The 12,670-nt window shown below is 72.3% G+C and carries 13 protein-coding genes; 7 read left to right on the top strand and 6 right to left on the bottom strand.

What is annotated here, in order from left to right:
- Positions 1-53 precede the first annotated feature (53 nt).
- From CRYAR_RS05165 to CRYAR_RS05145, 5 genes are read left to right on the top strand one after another with little or no spacing between them, the layout of a single operon-like run.
- A complete protein-coding gene (locus CRYAR_RS05165) occupies positions 54-992 on the top strand; it encodes a hypothetical protein (protein ID WP_157017377.1) in 939 nt (312 codons plus the stop codon).
- Positions 989-1,708: a DUF4129 domain-containing protein gene (locus tag CRYAR_RS05160; RefSeq protein WP_157017375.1), complete on the top strand. Its 720-nt coding sequence runs from the start codon at positions 989-991 to the stop codon at positions 1,706-1,708. The genes CRYAR_RS05165 and CRYAR_RS05160 overlap by 4 nt, the downstream gene beginning before the upstream one ends.
- A complete protein-coding gene (locus tag CRYAR_RS05155; RefSeq protein WP_051569770.1) occupies positions 1,705-2,877 on the top strand; it encodes a DUF4350 domain-containing protein in 1,173 nt (390 codons plus the stop codon). Before CRYAR_RS05160 ends, CRYAR_RS05155 begins: the two co-directional genes overlap by 4 nt.
- Positions 2,874-3,857, top strand: coding sequence for an AAA family ATPase (locus tag CRYAR_RS05150; protein WP_084700092.1), 984 nt, complete (start codon positions 2,874-2,876; stop codon positions 3,855-3,857). Before CRYAR_RS05155 ends, CRYAR_RS05150 begins: the two co-directional genes overlap by 4 nt.
- Complete coding sequence (locus CRYAR_RS05145; RefSeq protein WP_035848753.1) at positions 3,857-5,167, top strand: DUF58 domain-containing protein; 1,311 nt, start codon at positions 3,857-3,859, stop codon at positions 5,165-5,167. Before CRYAR_RS05150 ends, CRYAR_RS05145 begins: the two co-directional genes overlap by 1 nt.
- A 19-nt stretch (positions 5,168-5,186) precedes the next feature.
- On the opposite strand, the gene CRYAR_RS05140 is transcribed toward CRYAR_RS05145, so the two are convergent.
- The 5 genes from CRYAR_RS05140 to CRYAR_RS05120 all read right to left on the bottom strand — a co-directional run bounded on the left by CRYAR_RS05140 (position 5,187) and on the right by CRYAR_RS05120 (position 9,224).
- A complete protein-coding gene (locus CRYAR_RS05140) occupies positions 5,187-6,209 on the bottom strand; it encodes an adenosine deaminase (RefSeq protein ID WP_035848752.1) in 1,023 nt (340 codons plus the stop codon).
- Positions 6,210-6,245: 36 nt separating this feature from the next.
- Complete coding sequence (locus CRYAR_RS05135; RefSeq protein ID WP_035848751.1) at positions 6,246-7,241, bottom strand: stage II sporulation protein M; 996 nt, start codon at positions 7,239-7,241, stop codon at positions 6,246-6,248.
- A gap of 52 nt (positions 7,242-7,293) precedes the next feature.
- Positions 7,294-7,776 carry a Rieske (2Fe-2S) protein gene (locus CRYAR_RS05130; protein WP_051571920.1) on the bottom strand — a complete coding sequence of 161 codons (483 nt, stop codon included), beginning with the start codon at positions 7,774-7,776 and terminating at the stop codon, positions 7,294-7,296.
- Between the two features lie 139 nt (positions 7,777-7,915).
- Positions 7,916-8,434 (bottom strand): DUF6529 family protein, encoded by a 519-nt coding sequence (locus CRYAR_RS05125; protein ID WP_035848750.1) that lies wholly within the window; start codon positions 8,432-8,434, stop codon positions 7,916-7,918.
- Positions 8,435-8,549: 115 nt separating this feature from the next.
- Positions 8,550-9,224: a hypothetical protein gene (locus CRYAR_RS05120; RefSeq protein ID WP_035848748.1), complete on the bottom strand. Its 675-nt coding sequence runs from the start codon at positions 9,222-9,224 to the stop codon at positions 8,550-8,552.
- Positions 9,225-9,331: 107 nt separating this feature from the next.
- Here CRYAR_RS05120 and CRYAR_RS42730 point away from each other — a divergent pair, with 107 nt between their 5' ends.
- Positions 9,332-11,332 carry an adenylate/guanylate cyclase domain-containing protein gene (locus CRYAR_RS42730; protein ID WP_211247270.1) on the top strand — a complete coding sequence of 667 codons (2,001 nt, stop codon included), beginning with the start codon at positions 9,332-9,334 and terminating at the stop codon, positions 11,330-11,332.
- Positions 11,329-12,009, top strand: coding sequence for a Crp/Fnr family transcriptional regulator (locus CRYAR_RS05105; protein ID WP_035848747.1), 681 nt, complete (start codon positions 11,329-11,331; stop codon positions 12,007-12,009). Before CRYAR_RS42730 ends, CRYAR_RS05105 begins: the two co-directional genes overlap by 4 nt.
- A 22-nt stretch (positions 12,010-12,031) precedes the next feature.
- Here CRYAR_RS05105 and CRYAR_RS05100 read toward each other — a convergent pair whose 3' ends face one another.
- Complete coding sequence (locus CRYAR_RS05100; RefSeq protein ID WP_051569768.1) at positions 12,032-12,565, bottom strand: hypothetical protein; 534 nt, start codon at positions 12,563-12,565, stop codon at positions 12,032-12,034.
- Positions 12,566-12,670: the final 105 nt, after the last annotated feature.

The following is a 12,670-nucleotide window of genomic DNA, read 5'->3' as shown; positions in this document are numbered from 1 at the left end:
GACACGATGTCGCGGAATGTAATCCGAGAGGGGGCGATTCGCAGGTGAGCACGGTGACCGCACCGGCTCCACCGGTCGGGCTGCCCTCGTTGTCGGCCGGTCCGGGTTCCGGTCCCGTCCCGCTCCGCCCGCTCGCTGTCGGCGAGATCCTCGACGGCGGCATGGACCTGCTGCGCCGCCACCCCGGGCCGACGCTCGGCACCGCCGGTCTCACCGTCGTCGTCCAGCTGCTGATCACCGTTCCGCTGTGGTGGGCGATCACCGGCCTGCTGAGCCGCCAGTCGTCCTCGCTCGACGCCGACATCCTGCTGTTCCTGCTCACGCTCACCGCCGCCTCGGTCGTCGCGGCGCTCGGTTCCACGGTCGCGGCGGTGATCACCAGCGCGGCCGCCGCGGTGGCCGTGATCCAGGAGGCGGCAGGCGCCCCCACCTCGCTGCCGGTCTGCTGGGCCCGCCTGCGTCCGCTGTTCGGAAAACTGCTCCTGCTCGGCCTGACGCTCACCGGGCTGAACGTGGTCATCGCCGCGATCCCGATCGTCGGGTACTTCGTTCCGCTCTTCGGCGGGCTGATGCGGCTCTCGGTGCTGGCTCTGGTCTTCGAGGGCGGCACGATCGGCAGCGCGCTCAAGCGCAGCATGCAGGTGGGTAGCGGCACCGCGGCCGGGCTGTTCCGGCAACTCGGCATCCGGCTGCTCGCCGGCGCGGTCGGCGGCTTCCTCTGGTTCATCATGATGCTTCCGCTGACGATCATCGCCACGACCTTGGTGCAGCTCGCCGTCGGTGGGGACCCGCTGGTGAACGGTGACCACGGGGCGCTGCTCCTGCTCACGGTCGCGGTGGCGTTCGCGTACTACCTGCCGCTGATCGTCGTCTGGGCGTTCCGCTCGGGCATCGACACGCTGCTCTACCTCGACGGCCGCATGCGCGGCGAGGCGCTCGACGTCGAGTGGGGTCTGGCCGGCCGGCGCTCCCGCGCGGAGGGGGGCCGATGACGCCGCTCGAACCCGTTCCCCGGCAGCCCGCGGCCGAGGAGGCCGCGAAAGAGCTGTCCAAACAGATCTACCAGGACGAGAAGCCGTCGCTGCTGCAGCGCGTGATCGACTGGATCCTGGACACGATCGACCACCTGCTCGACCGCGCCCAGGCCAGCGGCCCCGGCGGCAAGATCGGGCTGCTGATCTTCGTACTGCTGGTCGTCGTGGTGGTGGCCGGTTTGATCTGGCGGTTCGGCCTGCCCGGCCGGAACGCGTCGGTGCGGCGCAAGACCGACCCGGTGACGCCCACCCGCAGCGCCACCGAGCACGAGACCCGCGCCGACGCGTACGCGGCCGAGGGGCGCTGGGCCGAGGCGGTCCGGGAACGTCTCCGCGGCGTCGTGGCCGGTCTCGTCGCCCGCGACCTGGTCGACAACCGTCCCGGGCGCACCGCGCACGAGCTCGCGGTCGAGGCCGGGCGGGTGCTGCCGGGCGCCTCCGCCGACCTGACCGAGGCCGCCGAGCTGTTCGCCGAGATCTGGTACGGCGAGCGCACCGCGACCGCCGAGCACGACCAGCGGATGCGTGGGATCGCCACCCGCGTCGCCGCGGCCCGGCCGAGCGAGGGCGAACTCGTCGGCGCCGGTTCCTGGGTGGCCCCCGGAACGTCGGCACCCGGAACGTCGGCCCCGGGCACCTCGGCCCCGGGCACCTCGGCCGGGGAGGACCGGTGATCCCCACCGCCGCGCCGGTCACCGGCGCCCGGTCGCCGTGGCGCTTCCGCGTCATCCTCACCGTGGTGCTCCTCGCGCTCGTCACGCTCGCGGTGTGGTTGCTGGTGAGCACCCAGTCGTCGAGTGAGCGCGCGGCGCTCGACCCGGACGCCGCGAACCCCGGCGGCACCCGCGCGCTGTCCGTGCTGCTCGGCGACGACGATCGTCCGGTCACCGAGCTGACCACCACCGACGACGCGATGAAGCGCGCCGCCGCCGGCAACGTCACGGTCGTCGTGCCGTTCCCCTACAACCTCGGCGGGGCGAGCCTGCGTCGGCTGGCCGAACTGCCCGACACGGTCCGGGTCGTCTTCGTCCAGGCCGACCCGTTCGCCCTGGACGATCTGGAGCTCGACGTCCGGATCGACAGCGCGGGCGTCACCGAGACCCGTGAGCCCGACTGCTCGCTGCCCGAGGCCACCTCGGCCGGGAGCGCCGATATCGGCGGGTACTCCTACACCGGCGAGGGCCTTACCCGCTGCTACGACGGCCACCTGGCCGTGCTCGACCGGCCGGCCCGAGCCGAGCTGGTGTTCCTGGGCTCCGGCGATCCGTTCACCAACAAGGTGCTCGCCGAGCACGGCAACGCGGCGCTCTCGCTCGGCCTGCTCAACGCTCACGCCGACGTGATCTGGCTGCAGCGCGTCTCGCCGGAGCCGATCGCGAAGGCGGAGGCCCGGTCGCTCTCCGACCTGCTTCCCCGCTGGATCCCCACGGCGCTCTGGATGCTGGCCGCCGCCGGGCTGCTGGCCGCGTTCTGGCGGGGGCGTCGGCTGAGCGCCCCGGTGGCCGAGCCGCTGCCGGTCATCGTGCGCTCCACCGAGACCGTGGAAGGCCGCGCCCGCCTCTACCGGCGCGCCCGGGCCCGCCCGGAGGCCGCGGAGGCGCTCCGGGGTGCCGCGCTGGCCCGCCTGCGGCCGGTGCTCGGCGTCAACGCGCACTCCGATCCCCGCGAGATCTGCGAGGCGATCGCCGAACGGTCCGGGTGGCCGGCCGCGGCGGTCGGTCAGCACCTCTACGGTCCGCCGCCCACCGACGACCACGGCCTGGTCGTGCACGCCGACGCGCTCGACGCGCTCACCGCGGCCGTACTGACCCCGAAACCACATTCCGAAGGACAGCCGTCGTGACCGATGCGCCCGTGCAGTTGTCACCAACCAGCGACACCGAAGCCGCGCGCGCGGCGCTCGGACGTCTGCGTACCGAGGTCGGCAAGGTCGTCATCGGGCAGGACGCGGTGCTCACCAGCATGGTCATCGCCCTGCTCTGTCAGGGCCACGTCCTGCTCGAGGGCGTCCCCGGAACGGCCAAGACCCTGCTGATCCGTACGCTTGCCGCCGCGCTGTCGCTGGACTCCAAGCGGGTCCAGTTCACGCCCGACCTGATGCCCGGTGACGTCACCGGATCGCTCGTCTACGACGCCCGCACGGCCGAGTTCGAGTTCCGCGAGGGCCCGGTCTTCACCAACCTGCTGCTCGCCGACGAGATCAACCGGACGCCGCCGAAGACGCAGGCGTCGCTGCTCGAGTCGATGGAGGAGCGACAGGTCACGGTCGAGGGGGTGCCGCGCAAGCTGCCCGACCCGTTCGTGGTGGCCGCCACCCAGAACCCGCTGGAGTTCGAGGGCACGTACCCGCTGCCCGAGGCCCAGCTCGACCGGTTCCTGCTCAAGGTCGACGTGCCGCTGCCGTCCCGGGAGGCCGAGCTGAAAGTGCTCACGGCCCACCACCAGGGCTTCGACCCGCGCGACCTCTCGCAGGTGCAGCCGGTGGCCACCGCTCAGGACCTCGCCACCGCACGCATGGCGGCCCGTGGCGTCCAGGTCGCCGACCAGGTGATGGGCTACGTCGTCGATGTCTGCCGGGCCACCCGCACGTCCCCGTCGCTCGCCGCCGGGGCGTCCCCGCGTGGTTCCACCGCGCTGCTGGCCACCGCGAAGGCCTGGGCCTGGCTGTCCGGGCGCGACTACGTCACCCCCGACGACGTGAAGGCGCTGGCCCGGCCGACGCTGCGGCACCGGATCGTGCTGCGCCCCGAAGCCGAGCTCGACGGCGCGACGCCCGACGGCATTCTCGACTCCGTGCTGGCCACCGTCCCGACTCCCCGGTAATGATCACTGGCCGGGTCGTACTGCTCTGCGTCGCCGGGGCCGTGGTCAGCGCGGTGCTGCCGTGGCACGCCACCACCGCGCAGATCTGGCTCCTGGTGCTCGCGCTGGTCTGCGTCGTCGACTGGTTCCTCGCCGGGGCGGCGGGCAAGGTGACGTTCCGCCGGAAGGGCGCCACCACCACCCGGCTGGGCGAGTCGGCGGTGGTCACGCTGGTGGCCACGAACACCGGCCGGCGCACGGTTCGCGCCCGCGTCCGGGACGCGTGGGTGCCGTCCGCGGGCGCGTCGCCCTACGTCCACGACGTGGTGCTGAAACCCGGCGCGACCGAGCGCCTCGACACCACGCTGGTGCCCACCCGGCGGGGAGACCGGCCCGCGGTGGCGGTCACCGTGCGCTCCACCGGCCCGCTCGGTCTCATGTACCGGCAGACCCGCCGCCGCGCGATCCGGCGGCTCACCCCGGCGTGGACGATGCGGACGCTTCCGCCGTTCGCCTCCCGCCGGTTCCTGCCGGAGAAACTCTCCCGCCTGCGCCGCCTCGACGGTTCGCTCGCCGTGCGTGCCCGCGGTCAAGGCACCGAGTTCGACGCGCTGCGCGAGTACGTGGACGGCGACGACGTCCGTTCGATCGACTGGAGGGCCACCGCGCGCCGCAGCGAGGTGGTCGTGCGTACCTGGCGTCCGGAGCGGGATCGGCGCCTGGTGCTCGTCGTCGACACCGGGCGCACGTCGGCGGCCCGGGTCGGGGACATCCCCCGGCTCGACGCGGCGATGGACGCGTGCCTGCTGCTGGCCGCGGTGGCCGCGAAGGCCGGCGACCGGGTGGAGCTGTTCGCCGCGGACGTGTCGGTGCGCACGTCGGTACGGGGCAAGGGCCACGCGAGCGTCGTCGCGTCGATCGGCGAGGCGCTGGCGCCGGTGGAGCCTCGGCTGGTCGAGTCGGACTTCGACCTGGTCGTGTCCGAGGTGCTCCTGCGGGCCCGGAAACGCTGCCTGGTCGTGCTGTTCACCGCGATCGAACCGGCGCCGCTGGCCGAGGGCCTGCTACCGGTGCTGAGCCGGCTCACCGACCGGCACACGGTCGTGCTGGCGTCGGTCGGCGACCCGGCCGCCGCCGCGATGGCCGCGCAGCGCGGCACCACCGAGGCGGTCTACGAGGCGGCGGCCGCGGCCCGCGGCGACGCCGAGCGGCGCCGGATCGTCGGCGCGATGCGTAACCGGGGCGTCGAGGTCGTCGACGCCCCGGCGGACATTTTCGCCTCGACGGTCACCGACACCTACCTGGCGATGAAGGCGGCCGGCCGGCTCTGAGGCGGCGCGAGCGCCCGGCTCAGGCGTTCGCCGCGGTGTAGGCGTCGATCTCGGCCGTGAGTTCCGCCTTGCGTGCTTCCGGCGCGAACGACGCCCGGACACCGGCCTTGGCGAGCTCGGCGACGCCGGGAGCGTCGAGCTTCAGCAGTTCGGCGGCGACGAGGTACTCGTTCTCGAGCGTCGTGCCGAACATCGGCGGGTCGTCGGAGTTGATCGTGACGAACATGCCCGCCTCGACCATGCCTGCGAGCGGGTGCTCGTCCAGGCTGGCGACGGCACGCGTGCGCAGGTTCGAGGTGGGGCAGACCTCGAGCGGGATCTGGTGCTCGACCAGGTACTCGACCAGCGAGGGGTCACCCAGCGCGCTGGTGCCGTGGCCGATGCGCTCGGCCCCGAGCACCCGGATCGCGTCCCAGATCGTCTCCGGGCCGGTGGTCTCCCCGGCGTGCGGCATCGAGTGCAGGCCGGCCGCGCGGGCGGCGTCGAAGTAGGGCTTGAACTGCGGCCGGGGGACGCCGATCTCGGGACCGCCGAGCCCGAACGCGATGAGCCCGTCCGGACGCTGGTCGAGCGAGACGCGAAGCGTCTCCTCGGCGGCGGGGATACCGGCCTCGCCGGGGATGTCGAAGCACCAGACCAGCTCGATGCCCAGTTCGCGGCGCGCGGCGGCGCGGGCGTCCTCGAGGGCCTCGCAGTAGGCCTCGGGCGCCATGCCGCGGACCGTGTGCGAGTACGGCGTCGCGGTCAGCTCCGCGTAGCGGACCTGCTGGCGGGCCAGCTCACGGGCGACCTCGTAGGTGAGGATGCGGACGTCCTCGGGGTCGCGGACCAGGTCGGCGACCGCGATGTAGACCTCGATGAAGTGCGCGAAGTCGCGGAACTCGAAGAACTTCTCCAGCGCGTCCAGGTCGGACGGCACGTTCGTGCTGCCGGCGTGACGCGCGGCCAGCTCGGCCACCGCCTGCGGTGAGGCCGAACCCACGTGATGCACGTGCAACTCGACCTTGGGCAGGCCGGCGACAAACGCTTCCAGGTTCACCATGAGCGGACGTTACCATCAACGTGTCAAGGTTCCGAATCACACCGCCGGGGCGAAGTCCTCCCGCTCGCCGAGGGCCAGGTCGCCGGTCTCGCCGGCGAGCGCGGCGCGTCGGCCGAGCACAAAAACGTAGGTCAGGAAGCCGCCGAACGCCACGACGCCGATCCCGATCCGGGCCCAGGTGGGCAATCCGGAGGGGGTGACGAAGGCTTCGATCACGCCCGAGATCGCCAGCACGACCACCAGGCCGAGCGCGATGAGCACGGCCGCGCGCGAGGTCTCGGCGAGCGCCTGGGCCCGCGTACGACCCGGCCCCGGGGCGATCCACGACCAGCCGATGCGCAGCCCCGCGCCGGCGGCGACGAAGACCGCGGTGAGCTCCAGCAGCCCGTGCGGCGTGATCAGGCCGAAGAACACGTCGGCCTTGCCGTAGGCCACCATCACGCCGCCGACCTCACCGACGCCGACCGCGTTGTTGATCAGCACGATGATCAACGGGACGATCAGCACGCCCGCGAACACGCACAGCGCGGCGATCAGCGCGTTGTTGGTCCACACCTGGGCGGCGAAGTCCTGGGCCGGGTTCTCGGAGTAATAGTCGGCGAAGTCGTGCTCGACGAGCTGACGCAGGGCCGACTCCGGGGCGAGCTGGGCCGCGAGCTCGGGATGCGTGCCGAACCACGCGATCAGGCCGAACGACACCGCTGAGAACGCGGTGGCGACCCCGCACCACCAGGGCCAGGCCCGGTACACCGCCACCGGGAAACCGACGGTGAAGAAACGGGCGAACGTCAGCCAGGACGGCGCGCTGCTGCCGGTGACGGCGGAGCGGGCCCGCGCGACCAGCCGGGACAGCCGGCCCACCAGTGCGGGGTCGGGTGCGCGGCTCTGCACCGCCGAGAGGTGGGTGGCCGCCCGCTGGTAGAGAGCGATCAGCTCGTCGCTCTCGCTGCCGGTGAGGCGACGCCGCCCGAGCAACTCCTCGAGCCGGCGCCACTCCCCCGCGTGTTCGGCCACGTAGGCGTCCAGGTCCACGCGATGAACCTAGCAATCAGGCGCTAACGCTCAGCCCGCGCGAGCGCCGGAACTACGCCAGCGTGATCGAGTCGCCGTTGACGGTGACCTGCTTCTCCGCGAGCGGCTTCTTCGCCGGGCCGGCCGTCGGCGAACCGTCGGAGATCGAGAACTTGCTGGCGTGGCAGGGGCAGTCGATCGTCGTCGCGACCTTGTTGACCTTGCAGCCCTGGTGGGTGCAGACGTTCGAGAAGGCCTTGAACGTGCCCGCCTCGGGCTGGGTGACGACCACACCCTCGGCGTCGAAGATCTTGCCGCCGCCGACCGGAATGTCCGCGACCTTGGCGAGCGCGTCCGCGGCCGGCGGTGCCTCCGCCGACGCCGCACCGGTGGTGGGGGCCGCGGCCGGAGCACTGGAAGCCGGAGCGGCGTCGCTGCTCGCACTGTCGCCGTAGCTCGAGCAGGCGCTGGCGACGATCGTCACGCCGACCGCGCCGGCTCCGGCCAGAACACTGCGCCGGTTGAGCAGCCCGCGCGTGTATCGGGTGTTATCCATGCGTTTCCTCCGGGCGGTAGTCTCGCGCTTGTAGTAGTTCATGTAGTAGTTGAGTGCTCAATCAGTAACACACACCGCTACCGCTCGCCAGCCGCAACTCATCTTCACAGGTGATGCACGGGAGCCGTTCGCCAAAGGTTCAGAACTGCACGCCGCTGGTGGAGAAGAACCAGAGCGCGGACGTGGCCCACACTCCGACCAGAGCGGCGAACACCGTTCCCCCGAACAGGGGCAGCACCCAGCCGGCCAGGCCGTGCTTGGTCAGCACGAGCATCTTGGTCGTGAACGCCCCGAAGAAGACGCAGCCGAGCAGCGAGTGCGCCAGCGTCCGGGTGTCGTAGGTGGCGAAGCCGAGCGCGTACAGACAGTGAACGACCACCGGGATCGTGAGCACGAACGCGATCCGGCCCGACCAGCGGTGCACCGGGCTCACCCAGGCCCCGCGGAGTGGAAGCTTGCCCCACATCGCGAGCGCGGTGACGAGTTGGACGACGGCGAACACGATCGCCGCGGTCGCGAGCCAGACCTTCACGGTGAGCGGCCCCGAGAAGCCGGCGACGCTCACCGCGATACCGGTGGGGGTGTGCACCTTGCCGTAGACGCCGAGGACGACGGCGACCCCGGCGCCGACCGCGAGCGGGACGATCAGCTTCGTCACGGTGCTCGCGGACGCGGGCCGCGGGGGCGGGGGCGGGGCGAGAACGGTTGGCGGTACTGCGAAGGGACGCGTCGGCGACTCGTCCGGCTCGGGATTCCCCGTCATGACTCGCTCCTCAGGCCTTCGGGTCGGCTTCGGTGACGGTCATCGTGCCGCCGTCGACGGTCGCGGTCTTCGAGCCGAGGTCGATCTTCGGCGCCGGCCGCGGGTTGCCTTCGTCCGTGGTGAAGACGCCCACCTGCGTGCCGTCGGGCAACACGATCCACCCGGCGACGAGCTTGGCGCCCTGGATCGTCACCGTGCCCCGGTACACCCCGGCCGGCGATTTCACCAGCGGGGCCTCGAACTTGTAGTCCCGGCCGCCCGCGGTGACGGTGCCGGCGGCCTTGGTCCGGCTGAACGTACCGGTGAGCGTGCCGCCGGGCGCGCCCTTCAGGTCGAGGTCCCCGCCGGAGGCCGGGCCACGCATCCAGGCCTCGGTACGGTCGCCGTCGCAGTAGTAGGCGACGGCCTGGCCGTCCTTCACCGAGATCGCCACCGTGGCCCGGCCGCCGACCACCCGGCCGGCGAACACGGCCTTGCGGTTCTCGGTCGGAGGTTTGCTCGAGGACGCGATCGGCGGCGGTGCGGCCGCGCTGGGGCTAGCTTTCGCGGGCGGAGTGGACTGGGATGGAGCCCGGGCGGCGGTCTGCTGTGTGCTCTCGGTGTTGGCCTGGGTGCTGAGACCCAAGAGCACAGCGGCGACCACCGCACCGGACAGGAGGGTGAGGAGTGGTCCTCTGTGGCTCATGACGTCTCCAGGTCGGGCCTCATCGGGCGGGTCCCCTCCACTGTGCAACGGCGCCCGGTCTCCCGTCCGTGCAGAAGTACGCACAGCGCCTCCGGGCCGGTGTCGCCTTGCTGACAACGGTGCCGCGCCTACCACCGGCCGTGCAGCCGGTCCGGGCGGTCGTCTGGGCCCTGCATCTGCTCGTGCCGGTCGCCGGTCTCTGGCTCCTTCTGGCCGTGCCGGCGGCGGACGTGCTCTGGCACCACCCGCCGAGCCACTTCTGGCTCGTGCTCAACGTCGCCGCGATCAGCCTGCTGCCGGGCATCGCGATGACCGCGGCCGCGCTGAACCGGCGCGACGCCCGGCTCTTCCTGGTGTCGCTGTGTTTCCTCTCGTCGGCCGGGTTCCTGTTGCTCCACGCGCTGGCGACGCCACTCGTGCTCGTCGATCACGCGAACGTCGGGTTCGACCTGTCCCAGCCCACCGGGCTCACGATCTCGGCGGTGTTCGCCGCGCTCTCCGCGCTCCCGCTCGACTCCGACCGGGTGCTGGCACTGCGGATCCCGCTCTGGGGCGGGCTCACCGCGGTCATGGTGGCCTGGGGCGCGGTGACGCTCCTCGACCTGCCGCCGTTGAACGCGGCGCCGCAGGTCCGCGACGTCGAGGGGTGGCAGACGGCCGTGGCGGTGCTGGCCGTCGCGCTGTACGTGGCCGCGGCGCTGCGGTACTACCAGCTCCACCGCCGGGCCCCGGCCGCCGTCCTGGTCAGCATCCTCACCGCGTTCGTGCTGCTGGCCGAAGCGATGGTCGCGGTGACGCTCGCCGACAAGTGGCACCTCTCCTGGTGGGAGTGGCACGTCCTGCTGGTGTTCGCGTTCGGCTTCGTGGCCTACAGCGCGTACGTGCAGTACCGGAAGGAGGGCTCGAGCGCCGGCCTGTTCGACGCGGTCATGCTCGCGCCGACCGTGCGTGCGGTCCGGGCGCAGTACGAGGCCGCGCTGGAGGAACTCGTCACCGTGCTGCGCGAGCGCGAACGCAGCGGACGCACCACCGCGGAGCCGCTGGCCCAGCAGCTGGCCCAGCGGTTCGGGCTCACCGAACGGCAGGCCGTCGTCCTGGACCGGGCCGGCACCGCGCTCGCCGCCGAGCGGGAGATCTCGGCGCTGCTCGGCGCGCTGGTGACGGTCGGCGAACGGGCCCGGGTCGGGCTGGGTGAGCGAGAGCTCCTCGACGAGGTGCTCGCCCGGGTACGGCCGGCCTACGGGGAGGTCCACGTCGGACTCGTCGACAACGGGGCGCTGTCCGTGGACGGTCGCGCCTACGACCCGGCCACGCTCACCGCTCCGCGCCGGGACGACGAGCGGCTGATCTATCCGCTGACCGTCAAGGGCCGGGTGGCGGGTGTCGTCGAGATCCCCGCCCGAAGCGGCGAAACCTGGGCCGCGCTGCTGGCCAACCAGCTCTCGATCGTGGTGGAGAACGCCCGCCTCTACGCCGAGCTGGGCACGCTGTTCCGGCAGTACCTGTCGCCCGACGTCGCCTCGGCGCTGCTGGCCGACCCGGCGCAGGCAGCGCTGGGCGGCTCGATCGTCGAGGTCACGGCGCTCTTCGCCGACCTACGCGGGTTCACGACGTTCTCCGAGCAGGCCGACCCCACCGAGATCGTGACGATGCTCAACCGCTACCACGGGGTTGCGGTGCCGTGCATCCTCGACAACGGCGGCACCGTCGTGCAGTTCGTGGGGGACGCGCTGCTGGCTCTGTTCAACGCGCCCGCCCGGCAGCCCGATCACGCGGCCCGGGCCGTGCGCGCCGGGCTGGGCCTGCAGACCGCGGTGGACGCGATCGCGGAGGGACGGCCGGGCTGGCCGCGGTTCCGGGTCGGCATCAACACCGGGTCCGCCCTGGTCGGCAACATCGGCAGCGAGGCACTACGGGGGTTCAACGCGATGGGTGACGCCGTGAACGTCGCCGCTCGGCTGCAGACGCTGGCGCAGCCCGGCCAGGTCGTCATCGGCGACGCGACGATGAAGCAGCTCGGGCCCGAGGTGAGCGCGTACTCCCTGGGCGAACTCACCGTGAAGGGTCGCCTGCAGCCGGTCCGGGCCTACGTCGTGGGCGCCTCGTGACCGCGGAGCCGCCGCCCACCGAGTTCTGGGGGTTGCTGAAACCGTCGGAGACCGAAGACTTCCTCGCGCTGGCGCGCCCTCGTTCCTGGGCGCGGGGTGCGGTGATCTTCCGGGAGTCCGACGAGTCGGACTCGGTGCTCGTGCTGGTGAGCGGCCGGGTGAAGGCCTACTCCAGTACCGGCGGCGGCACCGAGGTACTGCTGGCCGTGCGCGGCCCCGGCGCCCTGGTCGGCGAGCTGGCCGCGATCGACCAGCGACCGCGTTCGGCCACCGTGGAGGCGCTGGAGCCGGTGACCGCCCTGATGTTGCCGCTCGGCGCGTTCCAGGAGTACCTGCGTGCCCACGGCCGGATCGCGCTGCTGCTCGCCCAGACCCTCGCCGACCGCCTGCGCGACGCCGACCGCAAACGCATCGAGTTCGGCGCGCACGACACGCTCGGCCGGGTCGCCGCGCGGCTGGTCGAGCTCGCGGACCGGTTCGGTCAGCCGACCGAGGAAGGCGTGCGGATCGCGCTGCCGCTCTCGCAGGACGAGCTCGCGGGCTGGATCGGCGCCTCCCGCGAGGCGGTGAGCAAGGCACTGCAGACCCTCCGCGCCGACGGCACCATCCGCACGTCGCGCCTCACCGTGGTGGTCCACGACCTCCCCGCTCTCCGGGCGCGGGCGCTCGACTTCTAGCGCTCGCGCCCGGAGCCGCGGGTCAGCTGACCGAGATCACCGCGGCGACCGGGGTCGGGGTGGCGGTCGGCACGCAGGGGATCGTGAACGTGCCGAAGATCGTCGTGGCGGTCGCGTTCACCGCACCCGGGCTGAGCTGGACCTCACCGGCGGTGGTGAGGGTCAGTTGCCCGGTCAGCGCGGTGAGCTGGACCGGCTGGTTGGCCGGGTAGGGCTCCGGGTTCGGAGTTCCGGTGACGGCCACGGCGCCGGTCTGGGCACCGGACACCGTCACCTCGCCGCTCGGCGTCACGCTGCCGGCGTCGAGGTCGATCGGCGGAAGGATCGGGATCGGTCCGGTCGTGACCGTGACGTCCACGGTCTCGCCGACCGTCGCGGTGGCCGGAGCGGTGATCGTGACCTCGACGTCGCCGGTCTGCGTACCCGAGAGCGGGATCTCGCAGGAGTAGTTGACCGTGACGGTGTCGGCGTAGGCGGGGCTGGGAACCAGGACGAGCGCCGCGCCGGCCGCGATCAGCGAACCGGCGGCGGCAAGCCGCTTGACGAGAGCAGACATGCGTACTCCCCTTTGTGAGGGCGCCGAGGCTTCAGTGCCTCGAACAACGCGTGTCCTGTGTAGACAACCTCGCTAAATCGGCGCACCAATTTGCACCGATTTAGC

The sequence above is a fragment of the Cryptosporangium arvum DSM 44712 genome, from assembly GCF_000585375.1.
Lineage (GTDB): Bacteria > Actinomycetota > Actinomycetes > Mycobacteriales > Cryptosporangiaceae > Cryptosporangium > Cryptosporangium arvum.
This window is presented reverse-complemented; position numbering and strand designations above follow the sequence as displayed.